Consider the following 16,948-nt stretch of genomic DNA (forward strand, 5'->3'; position numbering starts at 1 on the left):
CATATAAAGGGAACCTTGGCCTGCCCGGCCGGGGCCCCATTTCTTGGGAAGAAATGGGGGAAAGAACCCCCGGGGGAGGAGGTTCCTCCCCCGGGACCCCCTTCTCTGGTGGGGTTGTGTGGGGGAGGCTGTACTTCTCACTTATTACCTGGCCTGCGGCCCTCACATTGAAAGGCCCGTAACGGCCCGCCCACCGGCTGGGCGGGCTGGGGACGTGGGTGGGTGCCCTTTGGGAGAAGACAGAAAGTAACCGTTCGGGTTCCCACTTTTTCCTCCCGACAATAAACCACTTCTCCCGCCCGCCCGAGCCGGTGGGCGGGCCATGAGGCGTTGGTCTTGGAGGCCGCAGGCCAGGTACGCCGGTAGAAGAAAATCGCTGCTTCTACAACGGTCCAGAGAAAAGGGGTGTGGGGGAAAGAAACTCTTTCCCCCGCAGGGGTCCAGGGGGCAAAGTCCCCTGGTGTTCTTTCCCCTATTTCTTCAAAGAAATAGGGCCCCGGCTGGGAAGCCAAAGTTCCCTGCCGTTCCAACGGCAATGGTGAAAACACAATATAACTCCATTAGACAGACCAGAAAATATATTCTCACTTTATCTAAACATATATAAAACGGTGCCCGGCAAAGCACAAGCACCGTAAATCCCATTTTCTAATCCACATCATCTGGAACATACTCCGCAACTTCATCCAGGCGACAATTCAGAATTTCACACAATTTATTCAAGGTATGCGTTGACACAGGCTGATCCGCTTGTAGCCGCTGAACGGTTGCATGACTCATTCCATGCTTCACGCGCAGAGTGTACGTTGTCACTTTCTTCTGCGACATAGTTTCCCACAACGGGCGATAGCGAATCATTGCCTTGTAACCCCCCTTTCTACCCATCCATTATGGATGTAACCAGGGCTACAAGAATATGGCCATTATTTAGCCATATTATTCTGCTATCATTTTTTATTAATCTTTTCCGCTTCCTCGTCTGGCAAATACTCTGCCACTTCATCTAATCGGCAGTCCAAGATTTTGCACAGCCGATCCAACGTGTAAGTAGAAACCGGCATATTTTTTTGCAAACGTTGTACAGTCCCGTGTCCAATATTATGTTTTTCTCTTAACGTATAGGTCGTAAAGTGTTTGTTTGACATTGTTTCCCATAGAGAATTATAGTGAATCATATGCCCCCTCCTTTACACGCCTTATTATGGCCGCTATAATAGCCATATGGTATGGCCATTATTTGGCCATACCAAAATAGGCAACGTTAAAGAAAGGTGAGATACTTAAATGAATGTTGATGCCGAACTGGATAGAATGAAACAGGCCATCTTCACAGAGGATCTGCTAACAAAGCTCCTCTCCTGTTCCCAAAAAACACTGGATGCCCAAGGCAGCACCGTCCCCCCTGAGGAGGCCCAGGCAGCCCGCGCCGCCCTGGAGGACCTGCTGACCCCCCAGCAAAAACAAATCCTGGCCGCCCTGGAGGAAAAACACAGGGACATCCTCCGCCGGCTCCTCCCCTTCGCCGTCCAGCAGGGGCTGTGCACCGGGTTCCAGCAGTATTTCTCCAACGAGCCCCTCACCACCCCCCTGCCCGGCCTGGTCACCCAAAAGGTGCTGGATCAAACCGTCCACTGCACCGGCTACACCTGGGCCTGCCAGCAGGCCACAGACCTGTTTGACACGGTCTATGACCAGCTGCCGGATCAGACAGCCCAGGACCAATGGACCGATCTCGACCTGGTCTGGGAGGACCGGGAGTATATCCTGGCCCTGGACGCCTTCCACCTGGGCTACCGCGCCGCCCTGCGGATTCTGGGGAATTGCTTCGGCCTGGATGCCAGCATTTCCATGCTCCCCCAGGTCCTTTTGACCGAGCATGATCTGGGCGTTCTCATGACCTCCCAGGAGCAGGAGCGCCAGACCCGCCTGCAGGCCCGCCCCCTCCCCCAGGACCCTGAAACCCCTTTCCCTGACTAAACACAAGCCCCCGCCGAAGGCATCCGCCTTCAGCGGGGGCTTTGTTTCGGTGCTCAAATGGTCTCCTCCACCAGGGTCAGGCCGCAGGGGCGGCCCTGGCCGTCGTGCTCCAGGCGGTAGCAGTCGGTGGTGTTCCCGTCGCTCAGGTAGCACCAGGTGCCATCGGTGATCAGGCGAAGGGGGCCGCACTCGTTTTGCACCAGCACCTCTTCCCCAGTCTCCAGCTGCCTGGCCCAGAGGCTCCACTCCTGCCTGCGCCCCCCATTGTCCAGCGCAGCCCATGTTCTGTTGGTAAAGTACAGCCACCCGTCCGCCACGGCCAGGTAATCCCTTGTTGAATCCTCCGGGTCCTCGGGCTCCGGCAGAATATAGTCCCGGCCCGCCGGGGTCAGCAGCAGATAGCCAGTGGCGTCGCAGAGGTAGTTGCCCGCCTCGTCAAACCGGTTTTTGGACGCATACCCAATCAGGAGCCCGCCGGGAATCTCTATGGCGGCCTGCTCCCCGGCTCCCATGGTGCCCGGGGGCAGGAGAGACCGGCCGTCCTCCTGGAGATCGGTCCAATGGTACTGGTTCAACTCCACATCCTCCTCCCAGCCAGGGTAGGTAAAGCCCTCCGGGTGGTCCACATAGACCACCTCAATGCACCGCTCCCCCAGCCACAGGGGATACCCGTTCTCCCTCTGCGCTGTCTGGGACAAAAGGGCCCCGGTGCGGCTGTCCAGCACAACGGTGTCCGTGGTCTTCCCGTCAGGGTACCGGTAGGTCAGCGTCACCGTGTCCTCCCCCACCTGGTTCAGGAATAGGGCCACATCATAGGTAAGCTCCAGTTCCTCCCCATGGGCAAAGTAGTTCCACAGGTCCCCCACCCCCAGTTCCGCTTCCGGTTCCTCTGGGCCGGGGGCCGTGTATAGCAGGGTCTCCTCTCCAGTGGTCAGGTCCTGCCGCCAGAGGGCGTTGGTGTCTATATCCACATAGTATAGACTGTGGGTATTCACCCCCCAGCAGGAAAAGAGAACATCCATCCGGTGCGCCTGGTAAGACACCAGCTGCTCCTTGCCCTCCCCCGGCACATAGCGGAAGATTCCCTGGGGGACCCGGGCCTCATCGGGCCCGGGGAAGCCGCTGCCCGCAAAGACATAGTAGGCCCCGTCCTGCAGCACCCCTGCCTCGCCCCCCACGTCCTGCCGGGGGTGGCGGACAGGCTCTGTGGTGACAAACCACACCAGCACCGCCGCAGCCACAATGGCGGCCACAATGGCCAGACGCCGCCGCCAGACACCGCGCTTTACCTCGGCTGACTCCATGACCAGATTGTCGTCCAAAAGGTCCAGCAGTTCATAGAGTTTTTCCCCTTTCATCCCAGAAGCCCCCTTTCCTCCAGATACCCCCGCAGCCGCTGCCGGGTTCGGAAGAGCTGGGATTTCACCTTGCTCTCACTGTGGCGGAAGAGCACCGTGAGTTCTCCAATGGAATCTCCCCAAAAATACCGGCGCAGAAAGAGCTGCCGTTCGCCTCTGTCGGTCTTGGTTTTCAGAAAGTCGTTGATAGCCTCCATCAGCTCCCGCTGGGCCACCGCGTCCTCCACGGAGTCCTCTCCCGGCAGTACCTCCGCCAGCTCATCCAGCAGCAGATAAAAACGGTCGCCCCGCTTTTGGGCCTGGTTGTGCTCCAAACGCTTCAGCGCAATGTTGCGGGTCACTTTTGCCAAATAGGCCAGCAAACTCCGCGGGGGTGCGCTGGGCACCCCGTTCCACACCGCCAGATAAGCGTCGTTGACACACTCCTCCGCGTCCGGATGATCCCCCAAAATGTTGTGGGCCACTGTGTGGCAGTACGCCCCGTACTTCTCCGCCAAGGCCGCGATGGCTCGCTGGTCCCGTGCCCGGCACAGGGACAGGATCTCCTGGTCTCGAAGCACCATCTCCGCCGCCTCCCCTTTCTCCTCCCCTTCTCGGGTGTTCTTATCCTTATAGACCGGAAACAATGGCCGCCGGTTGCACCGATTCCGTCAAAACTTAAAGAAAACGCAGAAAACCGGGCGTACACCGCCCGGTTTTCTGGTTATTCATCCAACTTGAGCACCGCCATAAAGGCCTCTGTGGGCAGCTGAACCGTGCCCAGGGTGCGCATCTTCTTCTTGCCTTCCTTCTGCTTCTCCAGCAGCTTCTTCTTCCGGCTGATATCGCCGCCGTAGCACTTGGCCAGCACGTCCTTGCGCATGGCCTTGACGGTTTCCCGGGCGATGATCTTGCCGCCGATGGCCGCCTGGACAGGGACCTCGAAGAGCTGGCGGGGGATGTTCTCCTTGAGCTTTTCACAGATCCGCCGGGCCCGGCCGTAGGCCTTTTCCCGGTGGACAATGAAGGACAGGGCGTCCACCTGCTCTCCGTTGAGCAGCAGGTCCACCTTGACCAGGTCCGAAGCCCGGTAGTCCAAAAACTCATAGTCCAGGGAGGCATACCCCTTGGTCCGGGCCTTCAGGGCGTCAAAAAAGTCATAGATGATCTCGTTGAGGGGCATGTGGTAATGGATCTCCACCAGGTTGGTGTCCAGATACTGCATGTCCTTAAACTCGCCCCGGCGCTCCTGGCACATGGGCATGATGTTGCCCACGTAGTCCGGGGGGGAGATGATGGAGACCTTCACAAAGGGCTCCCGCTGCTCGGCAATCACCGAGGGATCGGGATAGTTGTGGGGGTTGTCCACCCGGACCTCCGTGCCGTCGGTCTTGGTGACCTCATAGATGACGTTGGGCAGGGTGGTGATGAGGTCCAGGTCAAACTCCCGCTCCAGCCGCTCCTGGATGATCTCCATATGGAGCATCCCCAAAAAGCCGCACCGGAACCCGAAGCCCAGGGCGGCGGAGGTCTCCGGCTCAAAGGTCAGGGAGGCGTCGTTGAGCTGGAGCTTCTCCAGGGCGTCCCGCAGGTCGGGGTACTTGGACCCGTCCTCGGTGTAAATGCCGCAGTAGACCATGCTCCGGGCGGGGCGGTAACCGGGCAGGGGCTCCGCCGCAGGGGTCTCCACGGTGGTGATGGTGTCGCCCACCTGGGTGTCCTTCACGTTTTTAATGGAGGCGGTGAGATACCCCACCTCCCCGGCGGATAGGCTCTTGCAGGGCTCCAGCTTGGTGGGCAGCAGGTGGCCGATCTCCACCAGGCCGTACTCCGCCCCCGAGGCCATCATCCGCACCGTCTGGTCCAGGGTGAGGGTCCCCTCCATCACCCGGAAATAGACCACCACCCCCCGGTAAGCGTCGTACTGGCTGTCAAAGATCAGGGCCTTGAAGGGGGCCTTGGGGTCCCCCTGGGGGGCGGGGACATGGTGGACCACATCCTCCAGCACCGCCTGAATATTGATCCCCATTTTGGCGGAGATCTCCGGGGCGTCGGCGGCTTCCAGGCCGATGACGTTCTCCACCTCTTCCTTGGCCAGGGCGGGGTTGGCGGCGGGGAGGTCAATTTTGTTGATGACCGGTCGGATCTCCAGGTCGTGCTCAATGGCCAAATAGGTGTTGGCCAGGGTCTGGGCCTCCACCCCCTGGGAGGCGTCCACCACCAGGATGGCCCCCTCGCAGGCGGCCAGGGAGCGGGAGACCTCATAGTTAAAGTCCACGTGGCCCGGGGTGTCAATGAGGTTCAGAGTATAGGTCTGGCCGTCCAGGGCATCATACTGGATGGTCACCGCCCGGGCCTTGATGGTGATGCCCCGCTCCCGTTCCAGGTCCATGCTGTCCAGCAGCTGATTCTCCATCTCCCGCTCGGGCACCGCGTGGCACAGCTCCAGCAGCCGGTCGGCCAGGGTGGACTTTCCGTGGTCAATGTGGGCAATGATGGAAAAATTGCGAATTTTACTTTGGTCTGTCATTGAATGCTCCTCCTTAAGCCTTGACGGCCTTGGGTTTCTTCTCCCTCGTTGTGGGCTTTTTCTCCGCCGGCATCTCCTGGGCCAGCTCCCCCGCCAGGCAGTGGAACAGCGCCTGGCTCTCTGGGTGGCGGCGGCACAGCTCCAGGCACAGCTGGGTCAAAACCTCCGCTGCGGACCGCAGCACCGCCGGGTCCACTCCCTCCGGGGCGCCCTGGGCCCGGCCGCCCTCCCGTTCCACCCGCCGCCCCAGCAGGTAGTCCGCCGAGACCTGGTAGTAATCACAGGCCCGCACCACAAAGGCCAGGCCGGGCTCCCGGATGCCGTTTTCATAGTGGGACAGCAGCGCCTGGGAAACCTCCAGCGCCTGGGCGGCCTGCCGCTGGCTGACCCCTTTTTCGTGGCGCAGCTGAGACAGGGTCTGCGCGAACCGTACCTGCATGCCATCCCTCCTATCTTCCCCTCCCAGACAACTGGGTTTTTAACATTTCGTATTATTATACTCTGCAAAATACCCACTGTAAAGGGCCCCCAAAAGAGAATTTTTCTCCCGCCGGGCTGTCCGCCGAAAGAAAAACTTTGTCCCCCTCGACACCCTTCCCCGCCATGGGGCCAAAGGCGGCAAAAACCCTGATTTTCAACCCCTTGACGGATCAGACCGCCCCTCGTATCATCATCTTGTAACCAGTTTGTTACTCTTTTGTTCTCTTTTGTACACTTTACTGGAAAGGAGCGACACCTTGGAAAAACATTCGATGCCGGCTCTCCCGGACTGGCCGGACCGGGACGTGCAAACGCGGTTCTCTCCGGCGGCCATCCCGCAGCCCGCCCCGCCGCCGGACACCGGCCCCACGGTCCAATGGCCCACCCCCCGGCGCAGCCGGCGGGCGCTGCTGGCAGGGGTGCTGCTGGGGCTCACCGGGCTTTCTGTGGCGGGGGCGGTGATCGTCTCCACCTGCACCCTGTGCTACGCGGTCTCCACCGACGGCTCTCCCCCTCTGGCCTACGTCCAGGGCGAGGACACCTATCAGACAGCGGTCCGGCAGGTGGAGGACCAGGTCTCTGAGATTCTCCGGTCGGATTACCGCTACGCCCAGGAGACCACCATGGCCCTGACCATCGCCCCCAAGAACAGCCTCCAGACCTCTGACCAGCTCACCGCCAGCCTGATGGAGACGGTGGACCAGGTCAAAGCGGAGTACATTCTCACCATTGACGGTCTCCCCATCGGCGCCTGCGAGAGCCGGGAGGCCATCGACCAGGCCCTGCAAGGAATCAAAGATACCTACACCAACCAGTTCACCGTGTCCGCCTATTTTGACAACACCGTGGACGTGGTGGTGGGCTATCTCCCCGCCCAAGCGGAAGTTCTGGGCGCCCAGGCTTTGGCAGAGCGCCTGACCCAGCCCCGGCAGCAGGCCCAACCAGCCATCGAGGCACTGCTTCAGGTCCTGGAGCCCGCCCAGGAACTGCCCCGGTCCATGGAAACCCTCCGGGCCGAGGCCCAGGCCATCGACCAGGACCAGGGTACTCTCCCCCTCCTGACGGTATGCACCGTGGAGGAAGTCACCTATACCCAGCCGGTGGAGCCCCCGGTCCAAGAGGTGGAGGACAGCACCCTCCTGCTGGGGGAGGAGAAGGTCCTCTCCCAGGGCACCCCTGGCCTGGAGGAGCGGACAGACCGGGTCACCTACACCATGGGCCAGGAGCAGAGCCGGGAGAACATGTCCCGAAACCGGTTGGCGCAGGCAACCCCCACCCAAGTGGCCGTGGGCACCGCCCAGGGCGTGGAGGGGGCAAAGGGCCGGTTCCTCTGGCCCCTCCGCGGCCGGATCACCTCCCCCTTCGGCGGGCGGCAGATTTTCGGCGGGGAGAATTTCCACCGGGGGCTGGACATCGCCGCCCCCAGCGGCACCCCCATCGCCGCCTCTGCCGGCGGCCAGGTGATCTGGGCCGGACCCAAAGGCACCTACGGCAACCTGGTCAAAATTGACCACGGCAACGGCTTTACCACCTATTACGCCCACTGCTCCGAACTTTTGGTCCAGGAGGGCGACCAGGTCACCCAGGGACAAACCATCGCCCTTGTGGGCTCCACCGGCCGGTCCACCGGCCCCCACTGCCACTTTGAACTGCTTTGGCAGGACGAGCTTTTGGACCCCCAGCTTTGTCTACCTTGACAACTTGCCTGACGGCGCCTTCCCGGTGCCGTCAGGCAAGTTTTTTTCGTCCTCCTTTCATTTTTTCTGCAAAAGGCGATGCACAGCCCCGTTTTTTCCTGGAATTTCCAAATTTTTGCCGCAAGTTCCCTGTCATCTCGCAAAAACTCGACCTTTTCCAGCTTATAACGCAAGTTTTCTGTCACTCCCGTGAAGAAATGTTTTCTTTCCTTTAATATATTGACAATAGGTTGACCTTTTGGCCTTCTTCAGGTACCTTGATGCCAGCAGATCGGTTTCATAACCCATTTCATCAAAGGAGGACTTTCCCATGATCCCTGTCAACCCTGAAGCAATCGGCCTGTTTGGCCTGTTCGCCACTGTCATCTGTTTCGGCCTGGAGCAGCTGGGTGTCGGCGTGAAAGGCGCCGACCACGAAAAGCTCACCCGCACCTTGGGCTACATCGCCATCTTCTTCGGCGGCTTCACCCAGCTCTTCACCTCTCTGTGCATGTACCTGTTCTCCGTGGGCGGTGACCACAGCGTCTATCTGGGCACTGTCTTCGGCTTCTTCGGCCTGTTCTGGATTCTGGTGGGCTTCTTTTTCATCAAAGGCGGCGACAAGAAAGCCATGGCCCACTTCTTCCTGTGCGGCCTGATCCTGTGCATCGGCTTCACCATCCGCGCGTTCCAGGACGGCCTGGTCTGGCCCCTGGGCATCGACCTGGTGGTCATTGACGTGCTGCTGCTCACCCTGATCCCCGCCTGGTACACTGGCAAGCCCGCCCTGACCAAGCTGGCCGGTCTGTGCAACGTGGCCATCGGCGTGATCTCCGCATTCCTGCTTTTCCCCGCTCTGTTCCTGTGAGGCGGACCGGAAGCCCAGTCTTTCATTCCCTTCCACCCCATTGAAACCGGACTCAAGTTCAATCCCCCGGCGGTACAGCTTTCGCTGTGCCGCCGGGGGATTTCGTTTTGTGGTATGTCATTCCTGCCCGGGAGAGAAGAGCTTCTCCTCCCGCAGCTTCGCCAGGATGTACGCGTAGCTCTCCAGGCCGTTGTGGGGCAGCAGGCAATAGGAGCAGTCTTTCACCCCGTTGCGCATCACAAAGCTGCCCCGGCAGTCCGAGGCACGGTAGAGGGGGCAGTAGCAGAACAAGCAGTTAAACTCCTCCTCCCGCACCCCTTTATGGCAGGGGAAATACTCACATTCCCGGTTTTGAAACCAAGTATAATGTTTTCCGTTCAAATCCATCCTTGCACGCTCCTCTCTGGTCTTGCTCCCTGGACAGGGAAATCCCCCGCCGGGCTCGGCGGGGGATGGCAGCGATTATTTTCGGCCGGCGGCGGTTTCCAGCACCCGGCGGTCCGCCCGGTGGTGCTCAATGGGCTTCCACTGCACTTTTCTGCTGAACAGTGCCACCATGGAGATGGGGATGTAGGTCAGCATGAACAGGGGGAAGGTCACCGTGTACAGCACCTTCCGCAGCGGCGTGGTGTGAATCCGCTTCCACTCGGTGATGGTGGTAAAGACCCCCACCAGAAACAGCACCACATACAGCCCCAGGAAGGTCTGCAAAATGTACATCAGGCAGGGCAGGAATGAAATCCCCTCCGCCGTGGACATGACGCCGCCCACCAGGTAGGCGATAATCAAGCCAACGGTGAGAATATATGCAGGCATCACCGTCATGCTCATATCATAGCAGGAGAAGTGCCCCTTTCCAATACCCTTCACCAGGCCAAAGCCATACTTGCGGAACACCTGGAGAAAGCCCCTGGCCCAGCGCAGCCGCTGCCGCCAGGACTGGCGGAAGGTAACCGGCTGCTCATCATACAGCACCGCATCGGCGCAGAAGCCGATCTTCCGGCCCTGGAGGATGTGGTGGACGGAAAACTCAATGTCCTCTGTCAGCAGGTGGAACTTCCAGCCATTGGTGCTCTCCATCACCTGGCGGCTGAACAGAAAGCCCGTGCCGGACACCGCGCAGCTGGTGCCCAGAAGCATCCGGGAGTTGTTCAGGTACCGGGATTCCCGGATAAACCACAGGGCATAGCCGGCGGAAATCCAGTTGTCCCCATAGTTTTTGGAGTTGCGGTAGCTGGTGACCACTTCATAGCCGTCGGAAAAGGTCCGGTTCATCTCCTCCACAAACCGGCAGTCCAGCACGTTGTCCGCGTCAAAGACGAAAAAGCCGTCATAGACCTTGGGGTAATCCTCTTCAATGTGCAGGAGCAGCTGCTCCAGGGCATATCCCTTGCCCACCTTTTCCCGGTTGAACCGGGTATAGACCACCGCGCCCTCCCGCCGGGCAATGTCCGCCGTGGCGTCGGTACAGTTGTCGGCCATGACGAACACGGTGAGCAGACTTTGGTCATAGGTCTGGTGCCGTATGCTCTGGATGAGATCCGCAATGACCGCCTCCTCATTTCTGGCACAAATCAAAATGGCGAAGCGGTGGAGGACCTCTGGTTTATGAGGCTCCTGCTTCTTGGTGAACGGTACAGCCAAAAAAAACAGCTGGTAGGCATAGCAGCAGGTAAAGACCACCGCTATGACAATGTTGATCGTCAAGATGGTATCCATTTTTTAACCTTTTAACACCCTTTTCTTTCTGTCAATCTGTCCCGATGGGCGGAACCGGCAGCGGGCGGGGAGGACCCTTCTTATCCCTCCCGCCAGGCGATATGCTTCTTTTTTCCTGTCAATCATCCGCCCGGGAAGCTCCATCGGTGGTTCTACGGCTTTCTCTGGTTTTTCCGGCAAGATGAAAATATGCTTGCATGGTTGCCTGCAAATATATTTTCTCTATTGTACAACGTCCTGAAAAAAAGTCAATTAATTTTCTCTTAATTTTTTGTAACAGATTGGCCTTCTCCCCTTCCCCGGTCAATTTTCCTGCCCTGTTTTTGAATTTTTCCTTGACAGCCACAGAAAAATCCTGTATACTCCCAAATAGTTAGCATAAGCTAACGATCAGGAAGAACTTTTTTCTTCCTCCGACGGAAATCCGTCTCTCTTTATCATATACTAAGATTCCATAAATAGACTGCGTCCCTTGGGGCGCTAAAAAAAACTCGGATAGTTAGCCTTAGCTAACCTCAAAAGAAAGGAGCTTCTCAATGAGTGTCGTCATTTTAGGCGGAAACGAATGCATGGTCCGCAAATACAAGGACCTCTGCCGGTCCTACCAGTGCTCTGCCAAGGTCATCTCCAAGATGGGCGGGACCTTGAAAAACCGGCTGGGCAACCCCGATCTGCTGGTCATGTTCACCGACACCATTTCCCATAAAATGGTACAGAACGCCCTCAATGAAACCCGGGGCCAGGACACGGTCATTGTCCGCTCCCGCTCCAGTTCCATGTCCGCCCTGGGCACCATCCTGGAGGCCCACGCGGGCGCCAAGAGCTGAGCCTATGTCTGTGGATTATGTGATCCAGCACGCCGCCCCTACCTTGGCAGGAATTAAAACGGGCAACCTCTTTCCCTGCTTCTTCTCCTCTCCCCAGGCCATGGTCCGGGACCTCCGGGCCATCAATCAGGTCCTGGTTCCCCGGGGACTCCGGCTGCTCCCCTTGCGCCGGGACAACACCCGGGTCCTTCTCTATCTCTTTCGCCCGGCGGCGCTCTCCCGGGATCTATCCCGGGGGGAGGCCCGCCGGCTCCTCCGGCAGGCGGGCTATCAGGACCTGGCCCAACACGCCTGCCTCCGGGAGCTCAAGCGGCGGCTACAGGCTGGGGGAACCTTTCCTCATGAGATCGGCCTCTTCCTGGGATATCCCCCGGAAGATGTGGCCGGGTTTATGACCCACCAGGGGAAACACTGCAAATGCGTGGGCTGCTGGAAGGTCTACGGCGATGAGGCCGCCGCCCGCCGCCAGTTTGCCGCCTATAAATCCTGCACGGCCAATTACTGCCGCCGCAGGGCCTCCGGGGCCTCTCTGGAGGGGCTCACGGTGGCCACCAGACTGCCCCAATAACGATTCCAAGATCCTGCCGAAACCGACAAGGTTCGGCAGGATCTTGCTCTTTTTTTGTCAGCCGATTGACTTTTGAAGAAAGATTTCCTAAAATGATAGTGTTAATCTTTTCGGCCGCATTTTTCAACCCCATCCGCGCCGAGTTTGAGAAAGGGGGCAATGACTTTGCCTGAACACACCAATCCGCCCGGAAAAAGCAACGCCACTGCCAGCTTGGTGCTGGGTATCATCGCGGTGGTCTTCTGGTTTTTCGGCTATTCCTCCATCCTTTCCGTCATTTTAGGAATCGTCGGCCTGATCCAGGCCAGCAAGGCCAAGGAACTGGGATACCTGGACGCCATCCGCACGGCGGGATTTGTGCTCTCCCTCATTGGTCTGATCGGCGGCGCCCTGGCCTTTGTGGCCTGTGTCGCCTGCGTCAGCTGTGCGGGGATCGCCAGCACCCTTCCCCTGTAATTCCTTCCACCTATGCCGCGGCATTCCTGCCGCGGCGCCTTATTTTGGAGCTTTCGTTACGGTTATGCTACCCTATTGGAATCTTGGCGGCACTCTCTTCCCCACGTACAGCCTGCTGACCCTGCTGGGCGCCGCTGCCGCGTGGCTGTACTTCCACCGGCAGCTCAAAGCCCGGGGAGAAAACCCCGGCCGGACAGAGCAAGCCTTTCTCTTTGGGGTTCTGGGGGCATTGGTAGGCGCAAAATTTCTCTACCTGCTGCTCCAGCTGCCCCAGCTGCTCCAGGACCTCCCCCTGTTGGCGGCCGATCCGGCCGCCTTTTCCGCCCGCTACCTCTCGGGTGGGTTCGTCTTTTATGGCGGGCTGTTCGGCGCTCTGGCCGCGGTTTGGCTGTTCTGCCGGCGGCGCAAGGTCCCCTTTTCCCAACTGGGGGCCGACCTGGTCCCCGCCGTCCCCCTGTTCCACACCTTTGGCCGGGTGGGCTGCTTCCTGGCCGGGTGCTGCTACGGCATTCCCGCCCCCGCCGGCTGGCCGGGGGTGACCTTTCGGGTCTCTCCCGTGGCCCCCAACGGCGTGGCGCTCCTCCCCGTCCAGCTGTATGAGGCCGCCGGCTGCCTGCTCCTCTTTCTTCTGCTGCACCGCCTGGCCCGGCGGGGCTGGAAGGGGGAGGCCCTTTTGCTGGTCTATCTGGCCGCCTACGCCCTGTTCCGCTTCGCCCTGGAATTTCTTCGGGGCGATGCCGCCCGGGGGATGTGGGGGGTATTTTCCACCTCTCAGCTGCTGGCTCTGGTTACTCTGGCCGCTGTCCTCCCCCTCCTGATCCGCCATCTCCGTACGTACGGCAAACAGCCGCGCCTGTAACATACAGGCCGCGGCTGTTTTTTGTTTCCGCTCCCCCGCCTCCTCTTCATCAGGAGCCAGCGTCTTGGAACAGGCTTTCAAAATCGTACGTGGAGAGAAAATCCCGGAACGCCTCCATCCGAGAGGCAATCTCCTGGGCGGTCATCGGCTCCTCCTCCAGAAGCCGGCGGGCCAGCTCCTGGCATACATCAGGGGAGTAGTGGATGTGGTCGCTGTACTGGTCCAGGTCTGTAATCAGGGCCTGGTCATCCATAAAGTAAAACACCCGCACATTGGGCCGGCTGATTAACCCCTCCAGGACCCTCTCATGCATGGTGAGCGTCGCCTCCAGCTCCCCTTCCCGAATGGTCATATCCCAGAAAAGGATACTGTACGGCGGCAGGTAAAAGGTAAACGTGGTCTGGGGATGGGCATCCACCCGGGCCAGAACATGGTCCAAATTCTCCTGGGCTGGGCCCAACAGTGCATCCGCCGCCACGGCGGGCCGGGGTTCAGGCCGCTGGTAAACCCCCAGCGCCACCTCTCTGCTCCACTGGACATCGTCTCCCCACAGGTATCCCCCTGTCCTCTCATCCGCCTGGTACCCCTCCCTGGCCGCACGCAGGATGTCGGGGATATACCAGAAAAAAGTATCTTTACTCAGCAGGTAATGCACATCATTGTACAGGTTTTCATCAAAAAGGTAGGTAGGCGCCTCCCAGGTATTCTCCTTGTCATACCGCCGCCAACAGTTGGAGTCCACCCCCCAAAAAACCTGCCGCACCGTATGGGTTTCCAGGGCCACGTCCAGGGGAAGAAGAAAATCCTCAAAATATCCGCCTTGGACAATGAGCTTCCTCGTCTGCCCTGGCAGACGCTGCTGAAAGGGCTCCAAGGTAAAATTGGCCGTGACAGAGGTGCCCATAAGCAGGTAATCATAGTCCAGATTTTCCGCCGCCCCCACGTTTTGATACCGCCCATCCTGGAGCCAGAGGGGAAGTCCCGCCACTGGGCCATGGTAATGATAATAGGGGTCCACCACATAGATTGTCCCGGCAAACAAGGCCGTCAGCGCCAGAAAGACCGCAAAAAACAGTCTCAGAAATCGTTTGGGCACCGAATGTCTCCCCCTCTCAGAAATTAGAATAGATAAACCGGCTCACGCCCGTTAGAGAGATCACCGCCCAGAACAGCAGAATCCCCGCCAGCACACCGCGCCGCCCTGTCATCCGATGCTTTCTCCGGGCCACTGGCGTCTCTTGCAGACAAAAGAACATACTCCCCACCACAAAGAGCAGGAACATGAGCAGGGCCAAACGGGCCATATCTATCTCCAGGTAGCGTCCAATCCAGGTAATCTCCGGCATCTGAAAGGAGGTGGTAAACTCTTCTGCCAGCGGACCGAACGCACACCGCGCAATGGCCCGGCACATGGCCAGCGCCTCCCGGACACTGCCGGCCCGGAAGAAAATCCAGCAGAAATTGACATACCCAAAGGTCAGCGCCCAGGACAGCGCAGGGTGGAGCCGGTCCAGCCGGCTGCCCAGCAGGCGGTCGGCCACCATGGCGATCCCATGCAGCCCTCCCCAGACCACAAAGGACCAGTCCGCCCCATGCCACAGCCCAGAGGCCAAAAAGATCACCAGGGTGTTGACACAGGTCCGCGGCAACCCCCGCCGGCTGCCGCCCAAAGGAATGTAGAGATACCGGGTGAAAAACCGCGTCATGGTCATGTGCCAGCCCTTCCAAAAGCCCCGGATGGTCAGCGCCTGGTAGGGCACATCAAAGTTCTCCGGCAGGGTAACCCCCAGCATCTTTCCAATGCCCCGGGCCATGTCCGTGTAGCCGCTGAAATCAAAGTAGAGCTGCAACGTGTAGCTCAGCGTCACCGCCAAGGCCGTGGTGCTGTTGAGGGCAGGCAGATTGGCCCAGCCCCAGTCCGCGCCGCCGCCAAAAGCCTCTGCCACAATGACCTTCTTCCAAATCCCCAAGGAGAACAGCCACAGGCCCTCGGCAATGCCCTGGGCGGAAGGTCCTTTTCCCTGGACCGCCCGCATCTGGGGAATCACCTCGTCATGGAAGGCAATGGGGCCGGAGGTTACACAGGGGAAAAAGCTCACAAAGCAGGCATACTCCAGCAGGGTATAGTCTGCCGGGTCTCCTCGGTACCGGTCCACCAGGAAAGCAATCTGCTGAAAGGTAAAGAAACTGATCCCCAAGGGCAGCAGCAGCGACAGCGCCCCGATGGAGGTCCCCAGCAGCCAGTTGAGGTTGTCCAGAAAAAAGTTGGCGTACTTAAAGTAACCCAGCAGGCCTAAGTTGCCCAGCAGACCCAGCACCAGCAGAGGTTTTCTGGCCCGGGGCAGGGCTCCCATTGCCTTACCAACCAAAAAGTTAAACAGAATACTCCCCAGCAAAAGGGGGAGAAAGGCCAAGTTTCCCTTTCCATAAAAGGCCAAAGACACCACCAGCAGAAACCCTTGGGCCAGACGCCCATGGCCCCGCCAGTTCAGCAGCCACCACCCTGCCACAGACACCGGCAGCAGGGCAAAAAGAAATGTGTAGGACTGAAATGACATGGATCGAGACTCCTCTCCAAAAAGGAATGGCTGCGCTTGCCGTGCCGGCTCCCTCTATTATACAGATTGGTTGTATCTCTGTCAAAAAAGCTGGATTTTTCGCTTTTTTCCTCAGATTCTACTTCCTGTTTCTTCTGCAGGGGAAAAAACCATTCCCCCTCCGCCCGGCGGCGCATCAACCGCAGCCGGTGAGAAGCCCCAGCAAAAGGGCAAAGACGCAGACCCCCAGGCAGGCCAGGAGGAAAAGGTACTGCTTCGGCTCTCTCATTCCAACGACCCCTTTCTGCCATAATAAGACGGGAGAAATCCCCTTTTTGCAACAACATTTTTTCTTTTTCTCAAACAATCGCCATAAAAACGTCTCTTTCGCCCCCAAGCGCAGGAAAAACCAGCGGCCCGCCCAAAAAAGAAAAGCCAATCGCATTGCCGCGATTGGCTTTTCCCCATGGCACCCCCGACGCGATTCGAACGCATGGCCTTCCGCTTAGGAGGCGGACGCTCTATCCATCTGAGCTACGGGGGCACAGACATTTTTATTTTATCCTATGATAATTGGTTTGTCAATCTACTTTGGACATGGCCGAATGGGACTTAATTACGGAACGTCCCCCCCACGCCGTCTATACTAAAAACAGAACAGCGGCCCGCCCCCCCGCAAGCGGGCGCAAGGCATCCCTGAGAAAGGAGTTTTTATGGGCATTCTTTCGCATCTGTTCTGTATCGACATCAACCGGGGCGTTCGCAACTATCAGGCCACGCCGGGCGCGGTGTTGCTGGACGTCCGCTCCCGGGAATCGTACGCGCGCAAGCGAATCCCGGAAAGCCGAAACCTTCCCCTGGAGGAGCTCTCCCGGGCCAAAGAGGTTTTGCCCGATCTGTCGGTCCCCCTCTTTGTTTACGCTTATGGGGGAGAGACCAGTGCCCGGGCCGTCTCCCGGCTGAAGGACATGGGATATACCCAGGTCCACGATATCGGCGGCCTGAAAAAGTGCTGCGGCTCCCACGGGTATTACGGCCCCACCGAGGGCACCCGCTGGTTCTCCTCCCCTTAAAGGCAGTCTGCGCCCCCGGCCCGTGGCCGGGGGCGCAGACT

At 59.1% G+C, this 16,948-nt stretch carries 18 protein-coding genes, 1 tRNA gene and 1 pseudogene; 8 read left to right on the forward strand and 12 right to left on the reverse strand.

Features of this window, described 5'->3' with window-relative positions; genetic code table 11:
- Window positions 1-648 precede the first annotated feature (648 nt).
- On the reverse strand, window positions 649-885 hold the full coding sequence (locus DV520_RS12740; protein ID WP_333818860.1) for a helix-turn-helix domain-containing protein: 237 nt from the start codon (window positions 883-885) through the stop codon (window positions 649-651).
- A 62-nt stretch (window positions 886-947) separates the two neighbouring features.
- Window positions 948-1,175, reverse strand: a complete 228-nt coding sequence (locus DV520_RS09000) for a helix-turn-helix domain-containing protein (RefSeq protein ID WP_117142503.1) — start codon at window positions 1,173-1,175, stop codon at window positions 948-950.
- Between the two features lie 109 nt (window positions 1,176-1,284).
- On the opposite strand from DV520_RS09000, the gene DV520_RS09005 reads away from it, so the two are divergent.
- The gene (locus tag DV520_RS09005) at window positions 1,285-1,977 is read left to right on the forward strand and encodes a hypothetical protein (RefSeq protein ID WP_117142504.1); all 693 of its coding nucleotides are present in this window, start codon (window positions 1,285-1,287) and stop codon (window positions 1,975-1,977) included.
- Window positions 1,978-2,030: 53 nt separating this feature from the next.
- On the opposite strand, the gene DV520_RS09010 is transcribed toward DV520_RS09005, so the two are convergent.
- The 4 genes and pseudogenes from DV520_RS09010 to DV520_RS12590 form a co-directional block, all read right to left on the reverse strand.
- Entirely contained in the window at window positions 2,031-3,335 is a 1,305-nt protein-coding gene (locus DV520_RS09010) for a hypothetical protein (RefSeq protein WP_117142505.1), read from the reverse strand.
- Entirely contained in the window at window positions 3,332-3,898 is a 567-nt protein-coding gene (locus DV520_RS09015) for an RNA polymerase sigma factor (protein WP_133308849.1), read from the reverse strand. The genes DV520_RS09010 and DV520_RS09015 overlap by 4 nt, the downstream gene beginning before the upstream one ends.
- 140 nt (window positions 3,899-4,038) lie before the next feature.
- The gene (gene lepA, locus DV520_RS09020) at window positions 4,039-5,844 is read right to left on the reverse strand and encodes a translation elongation factor 4 (protein ID WP_021920390.1); all 1,806 of its coding nucleotides are present in this window, start codon (window positions 5,842-5,844) and stop codon (window positions 4,039-4,041) included.
- Between the two features lie 223 nt (window positions 5,845-6,067).
- Window positions 6,068-6,283: pseudogene (locus tag DV520_RS12590) on the reverse strand (helix-turn-helix domain-containing protein); the annotation flags it as partial.
- Window positions 6,284-6,581: 298 nt separating this feature from the next.
- On the opposite strand from DV520_RS12590, the gene DV520_RS09030 reads away from it, so the two are divergent.
- A complete protein-coding gene (locus tag DV520_RS09030; RefSeq protein ID WP_133308850.1) occupies window positions 6,582-8,021 on the forward strand; it encodes a M23 family metallopeptidase in 1,440 nt (479 codons plus the stop codon).
- A 310-nt stretch (window positions 8,022-8,331) separates the two neighbouring features.
- The gene (locus DV520_RS09035) at window positions 8,332-8,868 is read left to right on the forward strand and encodes an acetate uptake transporter family protein (RefSeq protein WP_021920387.1); all 537 of its coding nucleotides are present in this window, start codon (window positions 8,332-8,334) and stop codon (window positions 8,866-8,868) included.
- Between the two features lie 117 nt (window positions 8,869-8,985).
- On the opposite strand, the gene DV520_RS09040 is transcribed toward DV520_RS09035, so the two are convergent.
- The 3 genes from DV520_RS09040 to DV520_RS12170 form a co-directional block, all read right to left on the reverse strand.
- Complete coding sequence (locus tag DV520_RS09040; RefSeq protein WP_117142509.1) at window positions 8,986-9,255, reverse strand: cysteine-rich small domain-containing protein; 270 nt, start codon at window positions 9,253-9,255, stop codon at window positions 8,986-8,988.
- 75 nt (window positions 9,256-9,330) lie between these two features.
- Window positions 9,331-10,587, reverse strand: coding sequence for a glycosyltransferase family 2 protein (locus DV520_RS09045; RefSeq protein WP_021920385.1), 1,257 nt, complete (start codon window positions 10,585-10,587; stop codon window positions 9,331-9,333).
- A 118-nt stretch (window positions 10,588-10,705) separates the two neighbouring features.
- Window positions 10,706-10,933, reverse strand: coding sequence for a hypothetical protein (locus DV520_RS12170; protein ID WP_133308851.1), 228 nt, complete (start codon window positions 10,931-10,933; stop codon window positions 10,706-10,708).
- A 190-nt stretch (window positions 10,934-11,123) separates the two neighbouring features.
- On the opposite strand from DV520_RS12170, the gene DV520_RS09050 reads away from it, so the two are divergent.
- From DV520_RS09050 to DV520_RS09065, 4 genes are all read left to right on the forward strand, one after another.
- Window positions 11,124-11,414, forward strand: coding sequence for a DUF2325 domain-containing protein (locus DV520_RS09050; protein ID WP_021920384.1), 291 nt, complete (start codon window positions 11,124-11,126; stop codon window positions 11,412-11,414).
- Between the two features lie 4 nt (window positions 11,415-11,418).
- Window positions 11,419-11,982, forward strand: a complete 564-nt coding sequence (locus DV520_RS09055) for a DUF3793 family protein (RefSeq protein ID WP_117142510.1) — start codon at window positions 11,419-11,421, stop codon at window positions 11,980-11,982.
- 165 nt (window positions 11,983-12,147) lie between these two features.
- Window positions 12,148-12,438 carry a hypothetical protein gene (locus tag DV520_RS09060; protein ID WP_242984677.1) on the forward strand — a complete coding sequence of 97 codons (291 nt, stop codon included), beginning with the start codon at window positions 12,148-12,150 and terminating at the stop codon, window positions 12,436-12,438.
- A gap of 64 nt (window positions 12,439-12,502) precedes the next feature.
- Window positions 12,503-13,297 (forward strand): prolipoprotein diacylglyceryl transferase, encoded by a 795-nt coding sequence (locus tag DV520_RS09065; RefSeq protein ID WP_117142511.1) that lies wholly within the window; start codon window positions 12,503-12,505, stop codon window positions 13,295-13,297.
- A 49-nt stretch (window positions 13,298-13,346) separates the two neighbouring features.
- Here the strand turns inward: DV520_RS09065 and DV520_RS09070 are convergent, their stop codons facing one another.
- The 3 genes from DV520_RS09070 to DV520_RS09085 all read right to left on the reverse strand — a co-directional run bounded on the left by DV520_RS09070 (window position 13,347) and on the right by DV520_RS09085 (window position 16,378).
- The gene (locus tag DV520_RS09070; RefSeq protein WP_117142512.1) at window positions 13,347-14,393 is read right to left on the reverse strand and encodes a hypothetical protein; all 1,047 of its coding nucleotides are present in this window, start codon (window positions 14,391-14,393) and stop codon (window positions 13,347-13,349) included.
- Between the two features lie 16 nt (window positions 14,394-14,409).
- Window positions 14,410-15,855: an MBOAT family O-acyltransferase gene (locus DV520_RS09075; RefSeq protein WP_117142513.1), complete on the reverse strand. Its 1,446-nt coding sequence runs from the start codon at window positions 15,853-15,855 to the stop codon at window positions 14,410-14,412.
- A gap of 446 nt (window positions 15,856-16,301) precedes the next feature.
- Window positions 16,302-16,378 (reverse strand) — tRNA-Arg (locus DV520_RS09085).
- Between the two features lie 169 nt (window positions 16,379-16,547).
- Here DV520_RS09085 and DV520_RS09090 point away from each other — a divergent pair.
- Window positions 16,548-16,907 (forward strand): rhodanese-like domain-containing protein, encoded by a 360-nt coding sequence (locus DV520_RS09090; RefSeq protein WP_021920378.1) that lies wholly within the window; start codon window positions 16,548-16,550, stop codon window positions 16,905-16,907.
- Window positions 16,908-16,948: the final 41 nt, after the last annotated feature.

The sequence above is a fragment of the Evtepia gabavorous genome (assembly GCF_003425665.1).
Lineage (GTDB): Bacteria > Bacillota > Clostridia > Oscillospirales > Oscillospiraceae > Evtepia > Evtepia gabavorous.

What these genes read in the sequence shown, in the direction of transcription:
- DV520_RS12740 (WP_333818860.1), bottom strand. Translation starts at nt 885, where the DNA reads ATGGGTAGAAAGGGGGGTTACAAGGCAATGATTCGCTATCGCCCGTTG.
- DV520_RS09000 (WP_117142503.1), bottom strand. Translation starts at nt 1,175, where the DNA reads ATGATTCACTATAATTCTCTATGGGAAACAATGTCAAACAAACACTTT.
- DV520_RS09005 (WP_117142504.1), top strand. Translation starts at nt 1,285, where the DNA reads ATGAATGTTGATGCCGAACTGGATAGAATGAAACAGGCCATCTTCACA.
- DV520_RS09010 (WP_117142505.1), bottom strand. Translation starts at nt 3,335, where the DNA reads ATGAAAGGGGAAAAACTCTATGAACTGCTGGACCTTTTGGACGACAAT.
- DV520_RS09015 (WP_133308849.1), bottom strand. Translation starts at nt 3,898, where the DNA reads ATGGTGCTTCGAGACCAGGAGATCCTGTCCCTGTGCCGGGCACGGGAC.
- lepA (WP_021920390.1), bottom strand. Translation starts at nt 5,844, where the DNA reads ATGACAGACCAAAGTAAAATTCGCAATTTTTCCATCATTGCCCACATT.
- DV520_RS09035 (WP_021920387.1), top strand. Translation starts at nt 8,332, where the DNA reads ATGATCCCTGTCAACCCTGAAGCAATCGGCCTGTTTGGCCTGTTCGCC.
- DV520_RS09040 (WP_117142509.1), bottom strand. Translation starts at nt 9,255, where the DNA reads ATGGATTTGAACGGAAAACATTATACTTGGTTTCAAAACCGGGAATGT.
- DV520_RS09045 (WP_021920385.1), bottom strand. Translation starts at nt 10,587, where the DNA reads ATGGATACCATCTTGACGATCAACATTGTCATAGCGGTGGTCTTTACC.
- DV520_RS09050 (WP_021920384.1), top strand. Translation starts at nt 11,124, where the DNA reads ATGAGTGTCGTCATTTTAGGCGGAAACGAATGCATGGTCCGCAAATAC.
- DV520_RS09055 (WP_117142510.1), top strand. Translation starts at nt 11,419, where the DNA reads ATGTCTGTGGATTATGTGATCCAGCACGCCGCCCCTACCTTGGCAGGA.
- DV520_RS09065 (WP_117142511.1), top strand. Translation starts at nt 12,503, where the DNA reads ATGCTACCCTATTGGAATCTTGGCGGCACTCTCTTCCCCACGTACAGC.
- DV520_RS09075 (WP_117142513.1), bottom strand. Translation starts at nt 15,855, where the DNA reads ATGTCATTTCAGTCCTACACATTTCTTTTTGCCCTGCTGCCGGTGTCT.
- DV520_RS09090 (WP_021920378.1), top strand. Translation starts at nt 16,548, where the DNA reads ATGGGCATTCTTTCGCATCTGTTCTGTATCGACATCAACCGGGGCGTT.